At 36.3% G+C, this 26,848-nt stretch carries 24 protein-coding genes; 21 read left to right on the top strand and 3 right to left on the bottom strand.

Annotated features, from left to right (window positions below):
• The first annotated feature begins 16 nt into the window (after positions 1–16).
• From thiM to FSZ17_RS11425, 7 genes are all read left to right on the top strand, one after another.
• Positions 17–820, top strand: a complete 804-nt coding sequence (gene thiM, locus FSZ17_RS11455; protein ID WP_057770462.1) for a hydroxyethylthiazole kinase — start codon at positions 17–19, stop codon at positions 818–820.
• Positions 817–1,431 (top strand): thiamine phosphate synthase, encoded by a 615-nt coding sequence (gene thiE / locus FSZ17_RS11450; protein ID WP_057770459.1) that lies wholly within the window; start codon positions 817–819, stop codon positions 1,429–1,431. Before thiM ends, thiE begins: the two co-directional genes overlap by 4 nt.
• A gap of 224 nt (positions 1,432–1,655) precedes the next feature.
• Entirely contained in the window at positions 1,656–2,501 is an 846-nt protein-coding gene (locus FSZ17_RS11445) for a 2OG-Fe(II) oxygenase (RefSeq protein WP_057770456.1), read from the top strand.
• 134 nt (positions 2,502–2,635) lie between these two features.
• Entirely contained in the window at positions 2,636–3,889 is a 1,254-nt protein-coding gene (locus tag FSZ17_RS11440) for an ATP-binding protein (protein ID WP_057770453.1), read from the top strand.
• Positions 3,890–4,041: 152 nt separating this feature from the next.
• Positions 4,042–4,500, top strand: coding sequence for a RidA family protein (locus FSZ17_RS11435; RefSeq protein WP_057770448.1), 459 nt, complete (start codon positions 4,042–4,044; stop codon positions 4,498–4,500).
• 15 nt (positions 4,501–4,515) lie between these two features.
• Positions 4,516–5,475, top strand: coding sequence for a threonine ammonia-lyase (locus tag FSZ17_RS11430; protein WP_057770445.1), 960 nt, complete (start codon positions 4,516–4,518; stop codon positions 5,473–5,475).
• A gap of 51 nt (positions 5,476–5,526) precedes the next feature.
• Positions 5,527–5,862, top strand: coding sequence for a rhodanese-like domain-containing protein (locus FSZ17_RS11425; RefSeq protein WP_057770443.1), 336 nt, complete (start codon positions 5,527–5,529; stop codon positions 5,860–5,862).
• Positions 5,863–5,927: 65 nt separating this feature from the next.
• Here the strand turns inward: FSZ17_RS11425 and FSZ17_RS11420 are convergent, their stop codons facing one another.
• Both FSZ17_RS11420 and FSZ17_RS11415 read right to left on the bottom strand, forming a co-directional pair.
• Positions 5,928–6,374, bottom strand: a complete 447-nt coding sequence (locus FSZ17_RS11420) for a CBO0543 family protein (RefSeq protein ID WP_057770440.1) — start codon at positions 6,372–6,374, stop codon at positions 5,928–5,930.
• Positions 6,301–7,446, bottom strand: a complete 1,146-nt coding sequence (locus FSZ17_RS11415; protein WP_057770717.1) for a DUF2515 domain-containing protein — start codon at positions 7,444–7,446, stop codon at positions 6,301–6,303. Before FSZ17_RS11415 ends, FSZ17_RS11420 begins: the two co-directional genes overlap by 74 nt.
• Positions 7,447–7,530: 84 nt before the next feature.
• On the opposite strand from FSZ17_RS11415, the gene shc reads away from it, so the two are divergent.
• From shc to FSZ17_RS11380, 7 genes are all read left to right on the top strand, one after another.
• Positions 7,531–9,405 (top strand): squalene--hopene cyclase, encoded by a 1,875-nt coding sequence (gene shc / locus FSZ17_RS11410; protein WP_407643435.1) that lies wholly within the window; start codon positions 7,531–7,533, stop codon positions 9,403–9,405.
• Between the two features lie 109 nt (positions 9,406–9,514).
• Positions 9,515–9,853 (top strand): YmaF family protein, encoded by a 339-nt coding sequence (locus FSZ17_RS11405; protein ID WP_057770434.1) that lies wholly within the window; start codon positions 9,515–9,517, stop codon positions 9,851–9,853.
• A gap of 272 nt (positions 9,854–10,125) precedes the next feature.
• A complete protein-coding gene (locus FSZ17_RS11400; protein ID WP_057770431.1) occupies positions 10,126–11,313 on the top strand; it encodes a CaiB/BaiF CoA transferase family protein in 1,188 nt (395 codons plus the stop codon).
• A gap of 48 nt (positions 11,314–11,361) precedes the next feature.
• Positions 11,362–12,576: an acyl-CoA dehydrogenase family protein gene (locus FSZ17_RS11395; RefSeq protein WP_057770429.1), complete on the top strand. Its 1,215-nt coding sequence runs from the start codon at positions 11,362–11,364 to the stop codon at positions 12,574–12,576.
• Positions 12,577–12,694: 118 nt separating this feature from the next.
• Complete coding sequence (locus FSZ17_RS11390; protein ID WP_057770426.1) at positions 12,695–14,092, top strand: APC family permease; 1,398 nt, start codon at positions 12,695–12,697, stop codon at positions 14,090–14,092.
• Between the two features lie 6 nt (positions 14,093–14,098).
• Positions 14,099–15,418: an aminotransferase family protein gene (locus FSZ17_RS11385; protein WP_057770423.1), complete on the top strand. Its 1,320-nt coding sequence runs from the start codon at positions 14,099–14,101 to the stop codon at positions 15,416–15,418.
• A 12-nt stretch (positions 15,419–15,430) separates the two neighbouring features.
• Positions 15,431–16,882 carry an NAD-dependent succinate-semialdehyde dehydrogenase gene (locus tag FSZ17_RS11380; RefSeq protein ID WP_146846442.1) on the top strand — a complete coding sequence of 484 codons (1,452 nt, stop codon included), beginning with the start codon at positions 15,431–15,433 and terminating at the stop codon, positions 16,880–16,882.
• Positions 16,883–16,997: 115 nt separating this feature from the next.
• Here the strand turns inward: FSZ17_RS11380 and FSZ17_RS11375 are convergent, their stop codons facing one another.
• On the bottom strand, positions 16,998–17,306 hold the full coding sequence (locus tag FSZ17_RS11375) for a DUF3870 domain-containing protein (RefSeq protein WP_057770420.1): 309 nt from the start codon (positions 17,304–17,306) through the stop codon (positions 16,998–17,000).
• 171 nt (positions 17,307–17,477) lie between these two features.
• Here FSZ17_RS11375 and FSZ17_RS11370 point away from each other — a divergent pair, with 171 nt between their 5' ends.
• The 7 genes from FSZ17_RS11370 to FSZ17_RS11340 all read left to right on the top strand — a co-directional run bounded on the left by FSZ17_RS11370 (position 17,478) and on the right by FSZ17_RS11340 (position 26,844).
• The gene (locus FSZ17_RS11370) at positions 17,478–19,505 is read left to right on the top strand and encodes a hydantoinase/oxoprolinase family protein (RefSeq protein WP_057770416.1); all 2,028 of its coding nucleotides are present in this window, start codon (positions 17,478–17,480) and stop codon (positions 19,503–19,505) included.
• A gap of 17 nt (positions 19,506–19,522) precedes the next feature.
• Positions 19,523–21,502: a hydantoinase B/oxoprolinase family protein gene (locus FSZ17_RS11365; RefSeq protein ID WP_057770413.1), complete on the top strand. Its 1,980-nt coding sequence runs from the start codon at positions 19,523–19,525 to the stop codon at positions 21,500–21,502.
• Between the two features lie 61 nt (positions 21,503–21,563).
• A complete protein-coding gene (locus FSZ17_RS11360; RefSeq protein WP_057770412.1) occupies positions 21,564–22,979 on the top strand; it encodes a purine-cytosine permease family protein in 1,416 nt (471 codons plus the stop codon).
• Positions 22,980–23,201: 222 nt separating this feature from the next.
• Positions 23,202–24,110: a hypothetical protein gene (locus FSZ17_RS11355; RefSeq protein WP_057770409.1), complete on the top strand. Its 909-nt coding sequence runs from the start codon at positions 23,202–23,204 to the stop codon at positions 24,108–24,110.
• Positions 24,111–24,125: 15 nt separating this feature from the next.
• Complete coding sequence (locus tag FSZ17_RS11350; RefSeq protein ID WP_057770406.1) at positions 24,126–24,767, top strand: hypothetical protein; 642 nt, start codon at positions 24,126–24,128, stop codon at positions 24,765–24,767.
• A gap of 11 nt (positions 24,768–24,778) precedes the next feature.
• Positions 24,779–25,918, top strand: a complete 1,140-nt coding sequence (locus tag FSZ17_RS11345; RefSeq protein ID WP_057770404.1) for a DUF4350 domain-containing protein — start codon at positions 24,779–24,781, stop codon at positions 25,916–25,918.
• Complete coding sequence (locus FSZ17_RS11340; protein WP_057770401.1) at positions 25,915–26,844, top strand: AAA family ATPase; 930 nt, start codon at positions 25,915–25,917, stop codon at positions 26,842–26,844. Before FSZ17_RS11345 ends, FSZ17_RS11340 begins: the two co-directional genes overlap by 4 nt.
• The last annotated feature ends 4 nt before the right edge of the window (positions 26,845–26,848 follow it).

The following is a 26,848-nucleotide window of genomic DNA, read 5'->3' as shown; positions in this document are numbered from 1 at the left end:
CCTGGAGGATTCAACTATGCATGAATTGGTAATAAAAGATTTATTGAATAAGATGAAAATACAAAATCCCCTCGTACACCATATTACGAACAATGTCACAATAAATGATTGTGCAAATGTCACTTTAGCCATTGGCGGTTCACCCGTCATGGCCACAAGTATCGATGAAGTGGCAGATATGGTTAATCTTGCTAACGCACTTGTCATTAATTTTGGAACGATTGATGATCAAACATTTGATGCTATGATTCTAGCAGGCAAAGCTGCCAATGAAAAAGGTATTCCTGTCATTTTTGACCCAGTCGGTGTCGGTGCTACACCATTTCGGACAAAAAAGGCTCAAGAACTTCTTAATAAAGTGAGTGTATCCATTGTAAGAGGAAATGCCACAGAAGTATATGCACTTATAGGTGGAGATGCACAAACAAGAGGGGTTGATGCTGGAAAAATACCTTTATCCAATGAAAAACTAGCATTAAAAGCATCTAAGGATCTTAAAGCAATTACAGTAATTAGCGGGAAATTAGATGTTATATCAAACGGAGAAGAAACTAAAAGTATAGAAAATGGAGATATCTGGTTAACTCGAATTACGGGTACTGGATGTATGACGACTTCCCTCATTGGCTGTTTTGCTAGTATTACAAATGACTTTTTTTCAGCTGCTATCGCAGGAATGTCAGTTATGAGCTTGTCAGGGGAACGAGCAAAAACAAGACTTAATCAAAATGACGGAATTGGAACATACCGTGTAATGCTGATGGATGAAATCTCGCTCATTACTGCAGAGATTTGGGAAGAAGGGGTGCGTTTTGCATGAAAGCAAACTACAGATTATATTTAGTAACAGAAGAATCCGTTCCTGTCGAAGAACTTCTTTTTAAAGTTGAAGAAGCAGTAAAAGGCGGTGTAACTCTTGTTCAGTTACGTGAGAAATTGAGCTCCGGCAATCTTTTTTATGAAAAAGCGAAAAGGCTGAAGAAATTACTAGCTCAGTATCATGTTCCGCTTATCATAAACGATCGAGTCGATGTGGCTCTAGCAATTGATGCAGATGGTGTTCACATCGGCCAGAATGATATCCCGTTATCTGTAGTAAAAGAAATTGTTCCTGATTCAATGATAGTTGGTGTATCAGTATCAACTGTTGAAGAGGCAAGAGAAGCTGAAAAAAACGGTGCTGATTATCTTGGAGTGGGGGCCATGTTTCCAACCCGATCTAAAAGTGATGCTGAAGAGCTTCCGAGTGGTATGCTAGATTCAATATTAGAAAACGTATCCATTCCTATTGTTGCTATTGGAGGGATACAGTTAAATAATTTAGCAGAGATTCGTGATAAAAATATCGCTGGGATTGCGGTTGTATCAGGAATTATGAAAGCAGATGACCCTTTTATTGCAGCAAAGGCATTTCGCAATTCTTTTCAATAATTAATAAGAGGCAACTTAGTTAATAAACTTTCAACTCCAGATTTATTTAGATAATAAAATAACTTCATAAGATATTTTTTAGGTTAACCAGTATTCCACTGGTTAACCTTTTTTCATATTTTCTCATAATGATAGTTTTGTGAAAGATAAGATATTACCGCAATTTTTAAAAAAGTAATATAATTATTACAAACAAGTAATTTTGAATAGTAAGGAGATTAAATATGCAAAAAATTAGCAGCATCTCAAATGAACTTAAAGACTGGATTTTGAATACATTAAAAAGTGGTGTCAATCCTGAATCAATTGTCCAAGGGATGATAAAAAAGGGATTTGATCAAGCCTTTGCCTATTCAACAATTATACGAATATTAAATAATCAAGCTGTTAATACAGTCGATAGAGAACATGCCACTTATTTATATGAAACTCTTGAAATTGCAAATAAGGGGAATATTATTAGCACTAGTGAACGTGAAATAAAGGTTTTATTAAAAATTGATAAGCCGTATATACTTTATCTTGATAATGTTTTGAGTCACGACGAGTGTAATCAACTCATTGAGCTATCAAAAAATCGGTTGGAACCTTCACAAATTATCGATACATATTCTGGTGAGAGAAAGCTAGCAGCAGGAAGAACAAGTAAAGGTGCTTATTATAAGTTAAATGAAAACAATTTTATTTCTAAAATTGAAAATAGGATCGCAGAAATAACCAATCATCCAATCGTTAATGGAGAAGGGCTTCAAGTCTTAAATTATGAGTTAGGGGAGGAGTATAAGGCCCATTTCGATTATTTTCCTTCCGGTCAAATACAATTAGAAAATGGTGGTCAGAGAATTGCGACATTTTTAATGTATTTGAATGATGTAGAAGAAGGAGGCGAAACGATTTTTCCAAAAATCGGTTTGTCAATCGTACCTAAAAAGGGGACAGCTCTCTATTTCCATTACGGAAATAGCAAAGGGCAAGTGGATCGTCTTTCACTTCATAGCAGTGTACCTGTTACAAAAGGAGAAAAATGGGTCTCAACAAAGTGGATTCGAGAAGGAATGATTTTACAATAATATATTAAGCTATAGGAATCCTTATTTGGATTCCTATTTAATTTTTATATAATTCTTTATTATATTAATATTGCCAATAAATGGTCAGCACTTTAAAATAGGAACATGGTTCTATATAAAACAGGGAGTGTGCCATGTTGGAAATGTTTAAGGGCTTAATCATAAATCTACTATTTATCCTTATCTTAATATTACTTATCAATATGCTTTTATGGAATAAGCATAAAACCTTTCGATATTCTATTCAGCAAATCTATTGGTTCATCATTGCGGCTGTTCAAATCATTCTATGCCTTCTCTTTTCTGTTCCAACAGGTGATGGTTTTCTTTATGATTTACGATTCATTCCTTTTCTATTAGGTGGGTTTTATGGGGGGAAAAGAGTAACTTTTAGCTTGGCAATTTTTCTGCTTCTTATTCGCTTTTTTATAGGAGGGGATGGATTTTGGGTTACATTATTTTCTACTACTAGTGCTGCCATTATAATCATTATTCTAATTCCCCATTATTTCAAAAAGTCATTTCATATGAAAATTGTCATTGTTACAATATTCTCCTTCTGTTATTCAATCGTGGGTTATTTAGTTCCTTCATTTATTTTTGGGTTCCACGATTTCAAAGCATTTGTTATTTACTCAGTTATGTTAACAGCGTCGACATTTTTTGTTTCATATTTATTAGAGATTCTAAGAGAAAAATACATCCTTCATCTTGAAGCGATGAAATTAGAAAAAATGGAAATCGTTAGTCATCTTGCAGCAAGTATTAGTCATGAAGTTCGAAATCCATTGACTGCTGTTATTGGTTTTTTGCAATTGATAGCTGAAAATACTAAAACAACTGAAGATAATAAAGCCTATGCAAAATACGCAATTGAGGAAGCAACTCGAGCATCTGAAATCATTAATGATTACTTGACATTTGCCAAACCACACCCAGAGGAAGAATGTAAAATGAGCATTGAACAAGAAATCAAAAAGAGCATAGACATACTTAGGCCGCTTCTCCTAAAACAAAATGTAGAAACAAATGTATCTTTCCAGCATACTGGATTAATTAAAGGTGATCCGCATAAGTTTCACCAAGTACTATTAAATATTATTAAAAATAGTATTGAGGCAATGCCAAACGGGGGAAGTGTATTGATAAACACGTCAGAAGAAAATAGGAACATTTACATTTCAATAGCCGATACTGGTCACGGAATGTCAGCTGAACATGTAGCAAGACTTGGTGAACCATATTTTTCATTGAAAGGGCAAAAAGGAACTGGTCTAGGCATGATGGTTGTTTATAAAATTGTTGAAAGTATGAATGGTTCAGTAGAGGTTGAAAGTGAATACCAAACAGGAACGACCATTACATTAATATTTCCGAAAATTCCTTAAAAAGTTCAACAGACATTTAGTTCTATTAATATTTGAATAACTTCGGATAAATCCTGTTTACATGGAATTGTTCCTTTTTAGAGGGTATTTATCGAGCTATCTCGAACATAGATAATGAAAAATTTGATAGATTAAAGGAGATTAGTATACAAATGATAGAACAACGCTTGATAGAACTTAAACTTACATTACCTGATGCAACTCCACCCTTATTCCACTATGCTCCTGTAACTGTGCATAATAGAATCGCGTATATTAGCGGTCAAGTCCCTAGAATAGATGGTATAGTTCCGTATACAGGAAAGGTTGGCGACGAGGTAACAATTGAGCAGGCACAGGAATTAGCAAAGATTTGCGTTTTAAAAGGCTTGAGTTGCTTAAAGGAAGCAATTGGCACTTTAGATATGGTGGAGCAGGTGTTAAAGATAACTGGATACGTTCAATCTGCAGCGGGATTCACACAACAATCTATTGTTATGGATGGGGCTTCCGAATTATTAACCGACATTTTTGGTGAAAAGGGACGTCATGCCCGAACTGCGATTGGAGTGGCTGAGCTTCCAAGCAATACACCAGTTGAAATTGATTTTATTATTGGGCTAAGTGAATAAGGAGGGAGCAGAAAAATGATTTCATTAAAGGATGTGCAAGCTGCCAGAGAGCGGATTGCAGACATTACATATGTAACACCGATATTAAAATCGAATCAGCTTTCAGAAATTTGTGGAAATCAGATTTTATTAAAATCTGAGCATTTACAAAAAACAGGTTCATTTAAAATAAGAGGAGCAGCGAATAAAGTCATTCAATCTGTTCAAGAGGGAGCAAAATACGTAACTGCCGCTTCCTCTGGTAATCACGGACAAGCGGTCGCCTATATTGCTGACAAATATGACGTTCCTGCAACGATTGTAGTTCCAGAGGATGTAAGTTTTTGCAAAGAAAACGCCATTAAGGGTTACAACGGGCAAATAGAAAAATGCGGAACAACATCAGCTGAGCGAATACCGAGAGCAAAAGAGATTGCCATCAAGGAAAGCGGTGTGTATATTCCGCCATATGACGATCCTTTCATTATGGCAGGACAAGGCACAATTGGATTGGAAATTTTAGAACAAATCGAGGAAGTAGATGCAGTTATTGTTCCAATTGGAGGCGGAGGTCTCATTTCAGGCATTTTATCGGCAATTAAAGAAAGTAATCCAAAAATAAAAATTATTGGAGTGGAACCTGACACGGCCAATGATACATTTATTTCCTTCCAAAACAAAGAAATCATTTCGATTCCTGGTACAGTAACGATTGCAGATGGTTTAAGAACGAATCAGCCTGGTGACCTAACATTTCCAGTATTAATGAAATACTTGGATGATATCGTTCTTGTCAGTGAAGATGAAATCCGCAATGCGTTTAGTTTTGTGATGGAACGGATGAAGCAACTAATTGAACCGTCCAGCGCCACAACAATTGCTGCAGCTATGTTTAATAAATTACCTTTTCAAGGAAAAAAAGTGGCTACCGTTATTTCTGGTGGAAATGTAGATTTAGAAAAAATATCTAAATATATTGTTGATACACAATTATGATATGATGATAATAATGATAATGATACTTATGAAATAAAGGTGGCTTAAGTGATGAATTCAATTACTCCAAAGGAACTTGCTGAAAAAATAAAAAAGAATGAAGAAGTATATATCTTAGACGTAAGAGCAGAAGAAAAATACAATAACTATCATATTAATGAAGAAAATATTAATAGTATTAATTTAGAAAAATCTTTAATTTTTGCATTAGAAGAAGGAAATAACCAACCTCTTCCTTCCTTACCAATTAATAAAGAGATTATTGTTACATGCACAACAGGCAACTCTGCAAAAAAATGCTCTGCCATTTTGGCCGAAAATAACTATCATGTTACCTTATTAGAAGGCGGAATTACTGCTTGGAAAGAATTTAAAGATGGAAATTAATTAATTCAAAGCGATCCTATAAAGATCGCTTTTTTTATATCAAAATAGTGAAATAATTGATTATTTTACCATCGGTTATAAAATTTATAAATGATAGAAATAATTGATAAATATATGATATATCCAAAAAATGAGAAAATATGCTTCCAAGATTCATGATGATAAAAAAAACCAAATGATTCTGCTGCTTTTTCTATTGAAGACATCATTAAACTTAGAATGATAATGAATACAATTTTTTGCCATAAATTAATTTTACTGCAAACAAAAAGAAACGTAATAATAAAAAGGGGGAGTGCAATTAATGTAAATGCTATATTGATAGAAAAAACTTCAGGCATTGGCCTTATAGGAAAGGAGTATAAGCCTTTTCCTACAAAAAAAAGGTCTAGATAGGTAGCCGCTATTATTGCAAGCAGGAGAATTGGAAGAGTTGTTTTATTCACGATACGAAAGTACTTTTTTTGTAATGGCTGCAAATTCGAGCCTTTCGAGGGTTTTACAATATTCATTTTCAATCTCTCCATCTATTTTTTCAGTTGATTTCTTTAAATAATAGATTACTTGCCATTTATTGTACCAGTCTCCTAACTCTGCAGACTCATGTTCAGTATCTTTCCATGCAAATTCCAATCTTGGACTATATATTCTAGAAGCACCTGGAATTAGCTTACATGATTTTATTTTTGGCTTCAAAATCTTCTCAGGTACACCTTCCTCAATTGTATTAAAAAACTGTGGCCAATAATCCTTTCTTGATCCTGTATGTGGATTTTCAAACGCCCACTTTTCAACCATTTGTAATCGATACTGTTCACCATAAAGAATATCATACAGCCTTTTTCCAAATAATATCCGCTCATGTAAGCTTTCAAAATGTTGAAGTGTCTGTCCAATTAGTTTTAACTTCCCATTTTTATAATAAGGGAAGAGAACATGATTCATTGACAGAAAATCTTGAATCTTGAACTCCAATGTATTGAAGACATTCTTCTTAAATAATGGATTTTGTAAAACTCTTGATTCCAAATAGCTTTGTTCATTAATGACAAGGGCTATTGTAAGAATATATTTGTCCTGTTCACTTAAAAAATGACTCCAAATGGTTTCCATAAAAGTTGATACATTGAGATATGGCAATAAATAAAAAAGATTTTTCCCGCAAATTAGGCTTTCTTCATAAAGCATAAATTGCGGGAATGCATCTTGAAAAATCAACCAATTTCCACGCTCTAAAAATGCAAAAAATGATATTTTTTCTTTTTTTGACAATAATCTTGTTAGCATGCCACCTTTTAAATCAGTCATATTCCAGCCGCCATTTCGCGAAACCATATGACCCAAAAATGCCCAGTGTATCTCAGGATGATGCAAATAAAAATCAAGATAGGCCTTTGTTCTTGTCACATTATTTATATTTAATTGACTCGTCCGAAATTTGATATGACTTATAAGCTTTTCTTCTTCATGTGATAATTTAGCTTTAAAGGAAGATGGTCTAGACTTTCTCTTTAACTCTTTCTTGATTTTTATTAGAGACTCAGAAAGTGGGGGATCTTGTTGAAGAAAGAGCTTACTAAAGATATTAATCACCTCTTAATGAATTGCCTTCTATATTCGTGAATATGTATTTTGTAAAGTTAATTATATTGGGAGAGGATGAGTGTAGTGAAAAATGACATCTCAGAAGGCATTGATGAGATTATTGATTTATTAAAGAAAGACCAGACTCCCAACGGAGCATGGACGTATCCCTTTGAAACAGGAATTTCTACTGACAGTTATATGATCATTTTATTAAGGTCATTAGAAATAAATGATGAAAAATTGATTTATCAACTAACGGAGAGAATTTTAAGCAAGCAAGAAAAAGATGGGGCATGGAAGCTTTTTCATGATGGAGAAGGAAATATTTCAATCACTTTGGAAGCGTATTATGCACTGCTTTATTCTGGTTATTATCAAAAAAATGATGAAAGACTTAGAGCAGCAAGGCAATTTATTCTTAATAAAGGCGGGATTGAAAAATCTCATATGTTTACAAAAATCATGCTTGCCATTACGGGGCAGATTAAATGGCCGCCGTTTTTTCCGATACCATTAGAATTGATCTTACTTCCGCTTTCATTTCCAATAAATTTTTATAGCTTCCCAGAGTACGGGAGAGTAAACATGGCGCCAATTATGTTATTAGCAGATCGAAAATTTCGTCTCAAAACTAAAAATAGCCCTAATTTATCGGAACTAAAAGTAAGGGAGGATAGTGAATTTGATCGAGAATCTGTTGAATGGAGATCACTGTATTCTTCAATAAAGAATGGCATTGATCGTTTAATGGGACTACCCAGCCATATCCACAAGCTTGCCACGGACCAGACTAAACATTATATGCTAACCCGCATTGAAAAGGATGGAACCTTATATGGTTATTTTAGCTCTACATTTTTGATGATTTTCGCGCTTTTATCTCTCGGTTATTCAAAAACACATCCAATCATAATAAATGCTGTCAAAGGTCTTATGGACATGAAATGTGAAATCAATGGACTGCCTCATATGCAATATACAACTGCTACGGTGTGGAATACATCTTTAATTAACTATGCATTACAGGAGGCAGGACTGCCTCCTTCAGATCCAATGGTGAAAAAGGCTAACCAATACTTATTAAAACGGCAGCATTACAAATATGGCGACTGGATCATTCATAATCCAAAAGCATTTCCCGGAGGATGGGGATTTGCAGACATTAACACTCTTCACCCTGATGTAGATGATACAACGGCATCACTTAGATCTATTGCAAGAAGTGTTCAGCATGCCCCAAGCTTCTTTCAGTCCTGGGAAAGAGGAGTTCAATGGGTTCTTTCCATGCAAAATAAGGATGGAGGCTGGCCAGCATTTGAAAAAGATACAGATAGTAAATGGATCAAGCTTATTCCAATAGAAAAAGCTAACTACATTCTAAGTGATCCTTCTACGGCTGATTTAACAGGAAGAACACTTGAATTTCTAGGTAATTATACGAATCTACTAAAAGAGCACCCTTCAATCAAATTAGCTGTACATTGGTTAATGAAAGATCAAAAAAATGATGGTTCATGGTATGGACGTTGGGGAAATTGTTATATTTATGGCACGTGGGCAGCGATTACCGGGCTTATGGCAACAGGTTTACTTCCGGCGCATCATACCATTTCTAAAGCTGTTAAGTGGATGAAGGAAATTCAAAACCATGACGGCGGCTGGGGAGAATCATGCAAAAGTGATGAAAAAGGAAAGTACATTCCATTAAATACAAGTACTTTAACTGATACTGCATGGGCAGTTGATACCCTTATTTCGGTATCCGATCAGCCGACAAAAGAGATAAATTCAGGGATTAAATTCATATTAAACAATATCAATATAGAGGACTGGACATCCGAATATCCAAAAGGCCAAGGAATGGCAGGGGATTTTTATATCCACTACCACAGCTATCGCTACATTTTCCCATTGTTGACGCTTGCTCATTATAAAAATACTTACTTGGTAGAATAGAATGGAATTGACTTTCGATTAGTAGAATCCAATTAAAAAGTAAAAACATATTTTCACTTTTTAAAAATATTATGAGTAATGAAGTTGTAGTAAAGAAGGGGTGGAGGTATTGGCTAAGGTAGGAAAAGATGATTTTGTAAACGGGTTTGTACCACACCATAATCATGGCTCCGTTGATTATACGTTTGTGGAAGACGGGCATGTTCATCAGTGCTTAGATGTCACTTCTCCGGCAATACAGACTCAGGATGGTAACCATATTCATTATACAGAGGGATATGTGATCTTTGAAAATGGGCATACCCATCATTATAAGGCTTATTCAGGTCCAGCTATTCCAGTTGGAAATGGCATGCATGTTCATTATTATGATTTTTATACAACAGAAGATGATGGTCATCGACACCGTGTTAAAGGTGTTGATCAGCCAGCTCCAGGAAATAAATAGAATTTCAAAAAACATAAAATAGAATGATTAAAAATCTCTTGCAAAATTCAGAAAATTAAGATAAGATTAAAATAATTTCTTCACCCTATCTGCTTAATCAGCAGAAGGATAGAGAAGAAACTACTTTAAATCCTTTCATTTGACTGATAAGATTCCACGTCCATCCTTTGCCGGATGGTTATAATGGATCATCTAGCCAGTCCTTACCACATTCACGTGATAGGGCTGGCTTTTGTGTTTTTAGGAACTTTATTTGCAAGGAGGTGTAGAACATGAAGGCTGCTTTAGATGGTATTAAAGTAGTAGATTTAACAAGGGTTCTTGCTGGTCCATACTGTACGATGATTTTGGCAGATCTTGGAGCAGACGTGATTAAAGTGGAAGCTCCTGGAGGCAGTGATGAAACAAGAAGCTGGGGACCACCATTTCAAAATGGAGTAAGTGCTTATTATTTATGTGCCAATCGAAATAAACGAAGCATAACTGTAAATTTAAAAACAGAAGAAGGCAGAGAAATCATTCGTAAGTTAACAAAAGAAGCAGATGTTCTTATCCATAATTTTAAAACAGGATCGATGGAAAAATGGATGCTTGATTACGACACAATGAAGACAATCAATCCAAAATTAGTGTATTGTTCCATAACAGGTTTTGGAGAAACAGGACCAGATCGTCACTTGCCTGGATATGATTATATCATCCAAGGGTTGAGCGGACTTATGAGTATCACAGGTTACGAAGAAAGCGGTCCTATTAAAATTGGTGTAGCAATGGTAGATATACTTACCGGGTTGTATTCAGCCATTGCTATTGAAGCTGCTTTATATGAAAGAGAGAAATCGGGACAAGGTCAGAAAATTGATATGTCCCTATTGGATACTGCTGTTAGCTCTCTTGCAAATGTGGCAAGTAATTATCTTATATCCGGAAACGTACCAAAAAGACTTGGAAATGATCACCCAAATATTGTTCCTTATTCGACTTTTAAGACAATGGATGGGGAAATGATTATTGCTGTTGGGAATAACCGCCAGTTTTCCACCTTGTGTGAAATTATTGGAATTCCAGAAGTAGGTTATCTAGAAAAATATAAAACAAATGATGCAAGAGTAAAAAACAGTAAGGAACTTACTAGAATTATTGAAAATCAACTGCAATTAAAACCAGCTGATCATTGGATAACCCTTTTTACCCAAAATCAAATTCCTTGTGGACCTATCCAAACAATGGATCAAGTTTTTACCCATCCTCAAATTATTGCACGTGAGATGGTTGTTAATTTTACTCATCCTGAAGCAGGAAAAGTAAAACTAGTTGGTTCTCCAATAAAACTATCTAGAACAAAAGTGAAAATGGAACGGCATCCGCCCTTGGCTGGAGAACATACAAGTGAAGTACTTCAGCAAGCTGGATTTTCAAAAGATGAAATTGTGAAACTAATGGAGGAAAAGATTGTTTAAGAGTTAATAGTATTAAAACTTAAATAATACCTATGAAGGAGGATCTATATGAATTTTGATTATACAGAAGAACAAGATATGTTAAGAAAAATGGTAAGGAGTTTTGTAGACAAGGAAATTATTCCTTATATGCAAGAGTGGGATGTGAATGGACAGTTTGATCCTATAATAATTGATCGTTTAGGAAAATTAAATCTAATGGGAGTTTGTATTCCTGAAAAATATGGCGGTAGCGGCATGGATTATAATTCTTTAGCAATAGTATGCGAAGAGCTTGAAAGAGGTGATACCGCATTTCGTACGGCTGTATCCGTACATACAGGATTAAATAGTTTAACCATTTTGCAATGGGGAACTGAAGAACAAAAATTGAAATATCTCGTACCACAAGCAAAAGGAGAAAAAATTGGTGCATTTGGTTTAACAGAGCCAGGTGCAGGTTCGGACGTGGCTGCCCTTACAACTACAGCTGTAAAAGATGGAGACGATTACATTATTAATGGTTCTAAAACATGGATCTCCTTATGTGACATTGCGGATCATTTTCTCGTATTTGCGTATACCGATAAAACAAAAAAACATCATGGAATTTCTGCCTTTATTGTAGAACGAACAACACCAGGTTTTTCATCTCGTGCAATTAAAGGAAAGCTCGGAATTCGCTCTGGAAACACAGGTGAATTGTTTTTTGACCAAGTAAGAGTTCCAAAAGAGAATTTACTTGGAAAAGAAGGTGAAGGCTTTAAAATCGCCATGTCAGCACTTGATAACGGACGCTTCACGGTTGCTGCAGGAGCAGTTGGATTGATCATGGCAAGTATAGAAGAAAGTGTCAAGTATTGCCATGAAAGAAAAACATTTGGTAAAGATATTGGGAAGCACCAGCTTGTACAACAAATGATTGCGAATATGGAAGCTGGCCTCCAAATGAGCCGTTTATTAGTGTACAGGGCTGGAGAACTGAAAAATCAGGGTAAACGCAATACTAGAGAAACATCTTTAGCAAAATGGCAGGCATGTGATTTTGCTAATAAAGCCGCCGATGACGCAGTGCAGATTCATGGAGCATATGGATACTCAAGTGAGTACCCAGTAGAACGCTTCCTAAGGAATTCTAAAGCTCCTGTTATTTACGAGGGAACTCGCGAAATCCACACGATCATGCAGGCTGAATATGTACTAGGTTTCAGAAATGATAAACCGTTGAATCAACCATTGCCTGCTTGGCCGTTTGAACAAAATAAAGATATGGTAAATAGCTAAATATTATTAAATTACTTCCATCAGAGACTTACGTAAATTTCCCTCACTTTGTTTAAAAAAAAGTGAGGGAATAACTAAAGTTTTAAGTGCATTTAAGTCTTAATGTAGGAGGGAATGGATGTCACAGAAAGGTGAGTTTTCAAGAGTATTGTCACGTGCCGATGTTATTGTCTTAGCCTTTGGAGCAATGATTGGGTGGGGTTGGGTCGTACTTTCCGGAGATTGGATATTGAAAGCAGGCTCTGCTGGCTCGATTATTGCATTTATTATCGGAGGGATCATGGTTACTTTTGTAGGATTGGTCTACTCAGAATTGACAACTGCTTTGCCAAAAACAGGTGGAGCACATCATTTTGCTCGAGAAGCTCTAGGGCCTAAAGCAGCCTTTATTGTATCTTGGTCCATCTTGCTCGGATACATTTCAGTAGTTGCTTTCGAAGCTGTAGCTTTGCCAACAGTCATTGAATATATTTTTCCAAATTATCAGGTTGGATATATGTGGACGATTGCCGGTTGGGATGTTTATTTTTCTTGGGTTGCAGTTGGTATGATAGGTTCAATTATTGTTACTTGGATTAATTGGATTGGTGTGAAACAAGCAGCTTTTCTTCAACTGATATTGACTATTCTTTTAGCTTTAGTTGGTCTAAGTTTAATTTTTGGATCTGCTTTTGGCGGAGAAATAAGTAATCTATCACCACTTTTCACTGGAGGAATGGCTGGCATCATGGCAGTGATGATTATGACACCGTTTATGTTTGTGGGCTTTGATGTCATTCCACAAATGGCGGAAGAAATGAACATTCCCAAAAAAACTGTAGGAAGTGTTTTACTTTTATCGGTGTTCTTAGCTATATTTTGGTATGTTTTTATCATATTAGGTGTGTCGCTTTCATTAAATGACGGCCAGCTTCAAGTTTCTAGTCTACCAACCGCTGATGCAATGGGAGCGGTGTTCAGCTCTGCAGTATTCTCAAAAATATTAATACTTGGAGGAATCGCAGGAATATTAACCAGCTGGAATGCTTTTATCATTGGTGGGAGCCGTGTTATGTACGCGATGGCTCAGGACGGGATGCTTCCAAAATGGTTTAGTCACTTGCATCCAAAATATAAAACGCCGAGTAATGCCATCTTTATCATCGGTTTACTTGCAACTTTAAGTCCTCTTCTCGGTCGTCCCGCCTTAGTATGGCTCGTGGACGCTGGTGGTCTTTCAATTGTAATCGCTTACTTTATTGTTTCTGTTTCATTTGTTGTTCTTCGGAAAACGCAGCCAGAATTAGAACGTCCATTTCGAGCTGGAGAAAGCAATTTGATTGGTGTTTTAGCTACGATCTTAAGTGTAGGCTTCATAATTTTGTATATGCCAGGCATGCCTGCATCACTAATATGGCCTTATGAATGGATTATTTTTGGTGTTTGGTGGATTTTTGGGCTAGTCTTCTTCATTCGGATAACAAATTTAAAAGACATAAAAACAAATCCCATTACAGAACAAACTTTTAAGGAGTGATGAAAAGTGGTTAAAACCGAAATAAAGGAAACATTAATTGACTTAGATAAGAAACACTTTATCCATCCAACTTCTTCTTTGAAACAGCAGCAAGAAACAGGTGCACCTTTTATTTTCACAGAAGGAAAAGGGGTCTATTTAACTGATATAAGTGGGAAAAAAGTTTTGGAAGGCATGGCTTCTTTATGGAATGTAAATGTAGGCTACGGTCGGAAGGAACTGGCCGAAGCTGCACGAGAGCAAATGGAAAAGCTAGCCTTCACAAACTCCTTTTCTTCAATGGGCAACGAGCCAGCGATACGCCTTGCAGCAAAACTAGCAGAGCTTACTCCAGGTGATTTAAATGCTGTTTTCTTTACATCAAGCGGGTCTGAATCTAACGATACCGCTTACAAACTTGCACGATATTATTGGAAGATCCAAGGTTCTCCAGAAAAAACAAAAATTATTTCAAGGAAGAAAGGCTACCATGGAGTAAATATTGGGGCGACTAGCGCGACAGGTATTACTCCTTTTCAAGAAATGACGTCTTCATTGGCTCCAGATTTTCTTCATGTAGATACGTTTTCAACTGAATCTCTTCGCAAATGTATTGAAATAGAAGGTCCAGATAAGATTGCAGCATTTATTGCTGAGCCTGTACAAGGTGCAGGTGGAGTGAATATAGCTCCTGACGGATATTTTCAAGAAATCAGAAAAATATGCGACGAAAATAATATTTTATTTATTGCAGATGAAGTCATTACTGGGTTTGGAAGAACAGGAAAAATGTTTGCTTGTGAACATTATGGCATTGTTCCTGATATCATGCTCCTAGCAAAAGGAATAACAAGCGGTTACATTCCACTAGGCGCTGTAGTTGTTACTGACCGAATCCACAAAGATCTAATTAAATATTCAGAAGGCGTTCTCCTTCATGGATATACATACAGTGGTCATGCAACTGCTTGTGCTGTAGCTTTAAAAAATATTGAAATTATCGAGAAAGAAAGCTTAATAGAGAATTCCCGTTTAATGGGTAAAGAATTACTAGATGGATTCTATAAAATACAAAAAGAAATTGATATTGTGGGCGAGGTTCGGACTCTGGGCTTAATTGGGGCAGTTGAAATAATAAATCCAGTGACAAATACTAGATTCCCTGCCCATATTGCTCCAAAAGTAAGCGCTGAAGCAGCAAAAAGAGGATTAATTATTAGAACCGTTGTTTTTGAAGGTATGGATACTCTCGTCTTTTCTCCACCTCTTGTTATTAATCAAAAAGAGATTGAGGAGCTCCTATCTATATTGCGTGAAGCACTATTAGCCGTACAAAACAGTTTGTAAGGAGGAGCCAATGTGCTGATAACTGAACAAAAGGAAAAAGGAATCTATATTAATGGAAAATGGCGGGATGCAATCGACGGGAAAACAAGGACAGTCTTAAATCCAGCAACTCTGGATATTTTGACAGAGGTTACTTACGGAGGCAAGCATGAAGCAATGGATTCCATTGCCGCAGCACAAGCTGCGTTTCCTTCATGGGCAAAAAAAACAGCAAGGGAACGTTCGGCCTTTTTATACAAAGGCTTTGAAAAAATGATCGAGAAAAAAGAGGAATTAGCTAAAATCCTAACATCTGAGCAAGGGAAGCCATTATCTGAAGCCAGGGCAGAAATTGAGTCTGCAGCTAGCTACTTATTATGGTACGCGGAGGAAGGGAACCGAATCTATGGAGAAATCATCCCCTCCTCAAAAGCTAATAAACGATTACTTGTTGTACCACAGCCAATAGGGGTAATTGCTGCCATTACTCCATGGAACTTCCCTGCATCAATGGTTACAAGGAAACTTGCTCCTGCACTTGCTGCAGGATGTACAGTTATCCTAAAACCAGCATCTCAGACCCCTCTAACAGCTATTGCAATTGTAAAAATTTTCGAAGAGATTGGACTCCCAGAAGGCGTATTAAATTTAGTTACTGGTAATGCAAAAGAAATTGCAGATACATTGACTGAAGATCCAAATGTGCGATTAATTACATTTACAGGTTCAACGGAAGTTGGAAGAGAATTAATGAAAAAGAGCTCCCAGCACATAAAAAAACTGTCATTGGAACTAGGAGGGCATGCCCCTATCGTTGTAATGGATGACGCAGATTTAGATTTAGCGGTTAATTTAACTCTAGCCAGTAAATTTAGAAATTCCGGCCAGACTTGTATTTGTTCAAATAGAATTTATGTACAAAATAAGATTGCAATGGAATTTGTAAAAAGGCTAACTGAGAAAGTGAAAGAAATGAAAATAGGCAATGGAGTAGACAATGATACGAATATGGGACCTTTAATTGATCAAGATGCTCTAGAGAAAGTAAAAGACCATGTAGAAGATGCACTTAAGAGTGGAGCAACTATAGTTGTAGGTGGCAGGGAGTGGAACGGCCCAATACAAGGTTATTTCTATCAGCCAACAATATTAACGGATGTCACTAATCAAATGAAGGTCATGAATGAGGAAACATTTGGCCCAGTCCTTCCCATTCAATACTTTGAGAATGATGATGAAGTAATTGAACAAGCCAATCATATTCAATATGGTCTTGCAGCCTATGTCATGACAGAAAGTACGAACCGCGCATTTAAAATGATGGAAGCGCTTGAATATGGAATTATTGGAATAAATGATGTCTTTCCTGGAACAGCAGAAGCTCCTTTTGGCGGAATGAAGGAATCCGGTTTCGGAAAAGAAGGAGGGAGAGAGGGAATTAAGGAATTCGTAGAAATGAAATATGTATCTATTGGAATTTCATAACAAGAGTAGCATGTATCATCCTGCACTATTAAAACTCTTTCCTTATGACTAACTAGTTTTTTAACAGAGTATGGGGGCAATCAATTAGAGTGCCCCCAAGTTTATCTTAAAAATTTTATTGAAAATGAACTTCATATTGTTTATGGAGATCCTTTAATGCGGCAATTAATGCGTTATTCGCCTTTCCCAAGTAGCCTTTTCTTAGTAATTCTTGAGGCTTATCAATACCATCTCTTAAACTATGGCCTTTTAATAGCATCGTAATATAATCTCTGCCGTGTTCAGTAGCTAATGTGCAGGAAGCATCTACTATAACCCCATATTTCTTATCAATTTCTGCCGTGATCGTCAATGTTTCAAAAACATTCGTGGCTGCCATTCCAGAAGGTAATTTAGCATGACCAGCAATAAAGATTGTATTCATTATATCTCCCCTAATATTTTTTATATCTTTAGAATAATACAAAAACATATTCATGTTAACTAGTACTGCTCCAAAAATATAGAAAAATGTCTAAATTATATTCTGAATATTAATAATATTAAATAAATAATAAAATGACTAAATACCAATGATAGTAGGAGGTAAATCACTATGAGACAGTCAAGACTTGCAATCGATGTAGGCGGAACATTTACAGATGTATTCATCTTTGATGAAAGTACGGGGGAAATTTTTGTTACGAAAACGTCTTCCACACCATCAAATCCTGAACGGGGAATACTTGATGGGATTGAAAAAGCGCAATTAAAAGGAGAAAACATAAAAATGTTTTCACATGGAACCACTGTAGGTACCAATGCTCTAATAGAGAGGAAGCTGCCTAAGACAGCATTGATTACAACGAAAGGATTTCGAGATGTTCCAGAGATTCGCCGGGGAACAAAATTAGATTTATGGGATGCTTATAAAGATACAGCAAAACCATATATTCAAAGACGAGACCGGTTTGAAGTAAACGAAAGAATAGATTATAACGGAAATGTTTTGATAAATATTGATGAAGAAGAAGTCCGTCAGCTTGCAAGGAAATTAAACAAGCGGGGAACAGAATCGATTGCCGTTTGTTTTATGAATGCCTATGTAAATGGCGAGAATGAAAAAAGGGTAAAGGAGATTCTTCAGGAGGAGCTACCAGATGTATATGTCTGTATTTCAAATGAAGTTTTACCAGAAATATTTGAGCATGAACGCATGAGTACTACCATTATTAATGCAGTATTAGGCCCTATTATTAGTAAATATATTTACACATTAGAAGGAGAAATGGAACAAAAAGGATATAACGATGATATACTCGTTCTTCATTCTGGTGGCGGGGTCATGACCTCTGGTACTGTCCCACGTTTTGCTGCAAGAGTTGCCAGTTCTGGTATTGCTGCAGGAGCAATAGCTAGTAAACATATCGCCAAGCTATGCGGTTTTAACAACGCTATTGGACTAGATATGGGAGGGACCAGTACAGATATATCTCTCATGTATGATGGCGATATTAGAATCACGAAAGATTGGTATATCGAATATGGGTACCCAATTGGTTTTCCAAGTATAGAAATACTGACCATCGGAGCTGGTGGAGGGAGCTTAGCCTGGAAGGATGATGGTGGCTCGCTACGTAATGGGCCGCAAAGTGCAGGAGCTACCCCTGGTCCAGCCTGTTATCTAAGAGGAGGTGAGGAGCCTACGAACTCGGATGCAAATTTAGTCCTTGGACGACTTGGTAACAATCTTTTAGACGGGACAATGAAGCTAGATAAGGAGAAAGCAATAGAAGCTGTTGGCAAAATTGCTAAAGAGTTTAATTTTTCAACAGTCGAAGCGGCTAATGCCATTATTGAAGTTGCAAACGCAAATATGTGTGATGCACTACGATTGATTTCCGTGAGACGGGGCTATGATCCAAGAGAATTTGCTCTTGTTGCTTTTGGTGGAGCAGGTCCGTTACACGGAGCTCATTTAGCAAAGGAAATGGAAATTCCAACAGTTATTGTTCCTCCTCATCCTGGAGTAGCTGCAGCAATGGGGTGCTTACTTGTAGATGTACGTCATGATATTTCAAAAACATATGTTAAGAATTTTAGTCATGTCACAATAGATGAACTAGAATTAGAGTTTTCTAAAATGGAAAAAGAGGCAAAAGAGTTGTTAGAAGAAGAAGGAGTGGCCAAGGAAAACTCGACACTTATGAGCTTTTTAGATATGAGATATAGCGGACAGTGGAGATCATTAGCCATACCTATCAATTTGAAAGCGCATTCATTAGTAGATGCCTTAGAAGCATTCCATTTGGAACATGAACGTGAATTTGCTTATTCGGATCGGAAACAATCAGTCGAGATTTACGGCTTACGATTGACTGCATTGGGAACTGTCCCAAAGCCGGAATTTCCAAAGTACGGTCCATCAGGCAGTCTTGAAGATGCTCTCAAGGAAGTAAGAGATGTTTATTTTGAAGATAAATTTGTTGCAACAAAAGTTTTTGAAAGAGAAAAAATTCCAGTATTCTCAGAAATTCAAGGACCAGCAATCGTTGATCAGCTTGATGCAACAACAGTTATACCACCAGACTTCACTGCATTTGTTGATGAATATAGAAATTTGATTCTCACTTTAAATAAATAATAAAGAGGTGAAAGGCAATGAGTATTAATCAAGTTTCTGAACAGACTCATGGAAATCGTTTAGATCCCGTTACTTTTGAAGTATTAAAAAATGGCTTTGTCAACCTAGTTGACCAAATGGCAGAACAAATTTTAAGGACTTGTTATTCATTTGTTATTTATAATCGTGATTTTAGCTGCGCACTTTGTGATGCTGAAGGAAATACTGTCATGCAAGGTACACAAGACATTTCGGTTCATGTAGGAACATTGCATTTAACAGCTAAGGCTGTTTTAGAGGATTTTAAAGATGACATTCATCCTGGTGATGTGTTCTTAGTGAACGATCCATATCGCGGAGGGACTCATTTTAATGATACACGTGTTGTACTGCCAGTGTTTTATGATGGAAAATTAATTGCGTTAATGCAGACGAATGGGCACTGGGCAGATATGGGCGGATCCACTCCAGGGTCTTTTGATATAAATGCAAAAGAACACTATGGTGAAGGGGTTCGAATTCCACCTGTACGAATTTATAGTAAAGGGATTTATTTAAAAGATGTCGTCAACGTCCTAGCATCTAATATGCGTATTCCTGAAGAGAGAAGTGGTGACTTACGAGCACAAGTAGAGGCTGCAAAAGTAGGGCAAACTCAATTGCTTGAAATCGTGAACAAATACGGCATTGAAACTACACTAATCGCATTTGCAGAAGTACAAGATTATGTTGAACGATTAGCCAAAGTCAAAATTTCCTCTTTACCAAAAGGTACTTGGCAGACAGTTGATTATATCGACATGGACCCAGAACTAGGTGATGGTCTAATTCCCATTCATGTGAAGATGACCATTTCCGAAGACGAAATTTTGTATGATCTAAGTGGATCACATCAATATATAAGCTGTTTTTTAAATTCAGGTTTTGGCGGTTCTTTATCTGCAACGTATGCAGGAACAAAAACCTTTTTCCCAGAAATCCCATTAAACTCAGGTTTTTATCGAGTGGTCAGAGTAGAATTGCCTGAAAATTCTGTCGTAAATGCTCCTGCTCCAATCGCTGTGACCGGGTTCTGTTCTGGTGCCTATGAGAAGATAATGAATGCTTGTTTTGAATTATGGTCAAATATCATGCCTGAAAGAGCGATTGCTTGTTCCTTCAATTTAGAGTACTTATTAATTGGCGGGAACGATCAAAGGACTATTAATAATAGCTACTTTATGTGGTATGACTGGATGGCTGGAGGCCACGGCGGCCGTTTTGACCGTGATGGGGCAAATGCCACATCTCCCGTGTTTGGCGTCGGATTGAGCGTACAGCCATGTGAAGGACAAGAAAGACTTTCTCCTGTTATTACAACGAAACATCAAATCATTACAGATTCTGCAGGACCTGGAAAATACCGAGGCGGCTGTGGTGTTGAAAAAGGGGGAGTGCTCTCAAAAATTAATAACTCAGTCATGTCTTATTGCTGTGACCGTTCCCGTTCGGTAACATGGGGGATTTTAGGAGGATTGCCATCCTATCCACATGGGGCCTGGCTAAATCCAGGTAAGGAGGATGAACAATATTTAGGAGCTATTTTTTCTAATGTTAAAGTGAAATGCGGAGACTCGTTTGTCAGACCATCTGCTGGTGGGGGAGGGTTAGGTGATCCTCTAGAAAGAGATCCAAAAGCTCTGTTAGAAGATGTGATCGATGAGTATGTCTCAATCGAAAGAGCAAGAAAGGACTATGGTGTAATTATAAAAGAAATAGATCGAGATATTGATTTATTTGAAATTGATTACGAAGAAACAAAGAATGAGAGGGAGAATATAAGAAATCATCGGAAACAATGGTTAGAGAAAGATCCATTGAAAGTTGAAGAGATGTTTCGAAATAAAGAGATTGATAAGTTAGATGTCATTCGTCAATATGGAGTAATTATGGATTATTCCACAAATAAAGCATTATTGAATTCTACTGAACAATTTAGGGAATCTATGAAAAAACGTTCATTAAAATATTGGAATTAACATAAAAGTCAAGGGCTTTCTGGCCCTTGTTCCTAAAAAAATTAAGTAAGGGGTGGAATGAATGGCTGAAATTTCTAAACCGACTGCTGATATTGTTGAAGGGAATAATAAAGAAGAAAAGAAAGATGATTTTGCATTAGAGAAGGTTCCTTTAGAAGGTAGGACAATGGGATGGAAAAGTATTACGAATGTAACACTTGGAGTGGCAACCGCCATGCTCTTTATTCAAATGGGGAGTTTAATGGCAGTAAACTTCGGAGCTGTCAATGCTTTGCTTGCGGAAATTTATGCAACTGTTGTTGCAGGTGCACTAGGCATAGGAATTTGTTATTTCGCTGCTAAATCAGGCTTAAATGTCAACTTATTGGCAAGAGGTGGAGGATTCGGCTATTTAGGTGCTTCCATAACCTCCCTTATTTATGCACTGAATTTTATTATGTACTGTGCAATTGAAGGAGCTATCATGGCATTTGCCGTTCACGAATATATACCCTTCATTCCAATATGGGTTTTCATGGTGACATTCGGTCTTCTTGTAATACCACTTAACTGGTTTGGAATTAAACAGTTAGATAAATTGCAAAAATGGTCTATGCCAATTTTTATTGTGTTGTTAGGTGCCGGATTTATATTAGCCTTTAATATGACACCTAAAATTGCCGGTAATGTTTGGACATTTTTGCCCGAAGGTGCCCAAGTCGGGGGAGCGGGCCTCCTTGCTTGTATAGGGATAATGAACGGATTAGTCGGAATTATGGCTCTGCTTGTATCAGACTATGCAAGATTTATTAAAAAAGAAGAATTTAAAATCGGAGTATTTGCCGTTGGATTTATCCCTCAGCTCGTATGTTTTTTAATAATGGGGATCATCGGTATATGGTTCGGAGTTCGAATGGCAGAAGAAAATCCAGGGATATACTTTGTTCAAATTCTTGGCATCGGGGGAGCAATTTTTACAATTCTAACTCAATTAAGGATTAATATAACGAACCTTTATAGCGGATCACTATCATTAGCTAATTTTTTTGAAAATATATTTAAATTTAAGCCAGGTAGAACCTTTTGGGTTGTGTTTACATCCGTTGCAGCCATCATATTAATGCTAGGTGGAGTAATGGACCATTTGGGTAGCTTACTAACCTTTCAAGGAGTATTTCTACTATCCTGGGGAGCAATTTTAGTTAGTGATGCCTTCGTAGTAAAGAAAGTTTTAAGAATAGGTCCCAATTACTTTGAGCATCGTCAAGAATATTTATACGCTTGGAATCCAGTAGGCGTTGTATCATTAATTATTTCAAGCATTGTTGGTTCGTTTGCTGCTTTTGGATTTTTTGGTGTCTTCCTACAAAATGTAGCAGCTTTTTTTGCAGCAATCTTAGCTTTCATACTTACCATCGTTTTAGCTATAACAACTAAGGGTAAGTATTACAGTAAAAAAGAAGCTAACGATGTTTCAACTAACGAAATGATTGTATAAAAAAATTCATTAACTAATGCTTACTATTGCATGATTTGTTAAATATGAAAAAAATAAACATAAACTCTATTTTATTTAGGACTTGACCCTCACTGCAAGAAATCGTTCATCATTGGGGGTTAGGCCCTATTTTTACGTTTTTTTACAACTTTTTACTCAAAGTTGATCAGAAGAATGATAAAATAAATGTTATTATTAATCAATAAAAGGAGGTTTAAAAAATTGGACACAAAGTTTAATAAGCCAAAGAGTTTTAGTGAAATATTGGATCATACCTTTAGTTTAAGTAAAAATCGTTTTAAAGATTTCTTTATGATTTTACTTATTTTAATAGGACCAGTTTATTTGATTCAAGCCATCATCCAGCTGCTATCAGGTGTTAGCTTTTTTAGGGAGCTTGGAAGCGGAAATGTTTGGTATGAACAAATTCTATCAGGCTATGCTGAATCAGAAATGGCGACAAGCATTGGTGCTAATTTAGGAATCATATTTATTGGACTATTCGGATTAATTTTATTTCCTGTTGCTGAGGCTGCAATCTTATTCGCATTAAATCATATTAGAAAAAATGAAGAATACACAGTTGGCTCTGTTATAAAAGAAGCATTTTCGAGATTTTGGCCAATCATTGGAAGCAGTATTTTATTTGGATTAATAGTATTTGGTTTTATATTTATACCAGTTATGATTATTAGTTTTTTAGGTGTCATATTCGGGTTCTTGCATCCAGCAATTGGTATCATCATGGCGATTGTTTTATTTCTAGGATTTTCAGTTGGTATTGGATATTTATTAACGCGCTGGAGTTTTTATTTTGGTTCTGTAGTCATTGATAGAGATGCACCAGGGTTTACGAGAAGCTGGAGACTTACAAATAAACGAACTTGGATCTTAATGGGGCTTTATATTCTTTTCTTTTTAATTATTTCTACCATTAGTTTTACGTTAGAGATGACCTTTAGTGTTTTATTAGGAAAAAGTGTGCTACTGTCAATGATTGTGAACTTAGCTACCCTATTTACAACAATGATCCTATCAGTTGGATATGGTGTTATGTATTTTGATTTGAAAATTAGAAATGATGCAGACGATATTAAAGATATGATTGCGGAGTTCAAAGAACCTATTTAAGCTAGGTGAAAATTCATGATAAATTCAAGCAATGCAAGAGATGAGATTCAGAAAATCTTAAATGACAAAGAATATAAAGTTTATTACAACGAATCAAAAAATGCACTTGAGCTTTGGTGGGAAAATGCGAAAGAATGGTTAGCAGATCAGCTAGCAAAATTATTTCCGTCCATTACACCATCAAATGGGACGGCGGGATTCATTCTCATAATCCTCATTGTTGCTGTCATTGCTTTATTAGGACTCATCGTGTTCTTTCTCGTACGAAATCAATACAGAAACCGCTTGCTCCGAGAAAAAAAGCCTTTGCAATCGATGAAGGAAATGGATTGGTCGTATCAAATGCATCTAATGGAAGCAAATAAACTAGAAGCTTTGGAAGAGTATACGCAATCAACTCGCCATTTGTTTTTAGCGTTACTCCTCTATTTTCACGATAAGGGCTGGCTGGAAGCAAGAATATGGAAAACAAATTGGGAGTATTATGATGAATTGCGAAAGGAAAATCAAAAATGGGCTAATCAATTTTTCATTCTTGCCCTTTTATTTGATGAGGCCGCATATGGTGAAAGAGAAATTAAAAAAGAAGATTATTTGGCATTTCGAACAGAAGCAATGAAATGGCTTAATTCAGCAATTGATAGTACGGAAGGATAGGGGGAATGGCCATGCAAAATGCAAAATCAAATAGAAGAGCTTGGCTATGGTTCATTGTCCTTCTAATCCTTTTTATGATCATTGGTTTCTTTGCCTTTTCTCCAGAGCCAAAGCAATATCCAAATTATGTATCTGACTCTCCTTCACCAACTGGAGTTAAAGCACTCTATACATATTTAGATGATAATATGCAAGCGAAGAGGTGGTCACATGAACCTAAGCTATTGCCAAAAATGGGCAAAAAACAAACGCTCATCATGACAGAACCTTTTTTTGTTCCTAAACATGAAGAAATGGAAGCCTTTAAAAAATTTATTGAAGCAGGAAATACAGTTCTATTATTGAAAAAAAATCCTAAAGGAATGTTTGATATAAAAACATTTCCAATTGAAGAGGAACCTTCTTCAGATCAGGTTTTTGAAATACATAATAGTGAAAATACTTCTTATAAAGCTGAAATAAGTTCTCCCTTTCGCCTGAAAACAGAACCTGAGGATATCATATTATTAAAAGATAAAGCTGGTCCTGTTGCAGTAAAAAGAAATATTGGTAATGGAGATTTGATAGTAGCCGTAACACCTGAATGGATGATGAATGGAAAACTATTAAACAATGATCATCTTACTCTCGTCATCTCCCTTTTAAATGAAGGAAATGCCAATAGTATATTATTTGATGAATTTACTCATGGCGGACAAAATGCTTCAACCATTTCAGCACTGTATCCTAAGTGGTTCCTGCTATTAATGCTTCAAGGAGCGATAATATTATTCCTTTGGCTTTGGTATTCCGGAAAGCGTTTCGGACCTATTTACATTCCAAGAATAGAGTCTGTTCGATTTAGTGATGAGGGGCTTAGAGCGTTAGCTTCTTGGTATATGAAAGGACGCCGTTATCACGACTCATTGCTCATCCAAGCTGATTATGTAAAGCTGCTTTTACAAGAACGCTGGGGCATCCCTTATTACAAGCAATGGACTGATTTGGCTAGTTATCTTGAGAAGAAATGCAATCGAATGTCTTCAACGGAAGTTCAAGACTATATTATTGGAATTGAAAGCATACTTCGGAAAGAAAAAATTAATAAACAAGAATACTTACTATGGTCTAAAAAAATTGATCAGTTAAGAAAAGAGGTGGAAGAAGGATGAGGTCAGAGTTAACATCCTTATTAGAAAAGTTTGATAAACGGATAATTGGTCAAAATATGAACCTTCGATTATTGATATCTGCTATTTTAGCTGGGGGACATGTTCTTCTTGAAGGAGTCCCCGGCACTGGAAAAACACAAATGGTTAGAACACTATCTAGTCTTCTAGGTGGAAGCTTTAACCGCATTCAATTTACGCCAGATTTACTTCCGAGTGATATTACTGGCAGTGTCATCTACAATATGAAGGACAATATATTTCAAACACAGAAGGGTCCTGTTTTTACGAATATTTTATTAGCAGATGAAATCAATCGTACACCTGCAAAAACGCAAGCTGCTCTTCTGGAAGCGATGGAGGAAAAACAAGTAACCATTCAAGGTGAAACTTATCCATTGGATGATGTCTTTTTTGTTGTTGCAACGCAAAATCCAATTGAATTTGAAGGTACATATCCATTACCTGAAGCTCAACAGGATCGTTTCTTATTTAAATTGCAAATTGATTTTCCAACCTTTGATGAAGAGAAAAATGTACTAAAGCAAGTAATAGAAAATAGTTTTGACTTCAATCAGGTTTCATCCATCCTCGATTTAAATACATTTATTTCGATTAGAAATGAAATTAAGAGTATCACAATTGGGGAAGGCGTTCTGGACTATATCATGCAAATTGTACGAAAAACACGTGATTCAGAATCCATTCGATTTGGAGCAAGCACAAGAGCTGCCATTTCAATAGGCAAGGCAGCACAAGCATGGGCTTATTTGTCCGGAAGGGATTATGTAACGCCAGATGATGTGAAAATGACGGCAAAACCAGCGTTAAGACATCGTATTCAACTATCTCCACATATAGAATTGGAGGGAGCAACCGTTGACCAAATCATTGAAGAGCTTGTGGGCTCGGTTCCTGTTCCAAGATAGGGGG

It is taken from the genome of Cytobacillus dafuensis, assembly GCF_007995155.1.
Taxonomy (GTDB): Bacteria; Bacillota; Bacilli; order Bacillales; family Cytobacillaceae; genus Cytobacillus; species Cytobacillus dafuensis.
The sequence above is the reverse complement of the archived record's forward strand: the minus strand, read 5'-3'. Positions and strand labels throughout refer to the sequence as shown.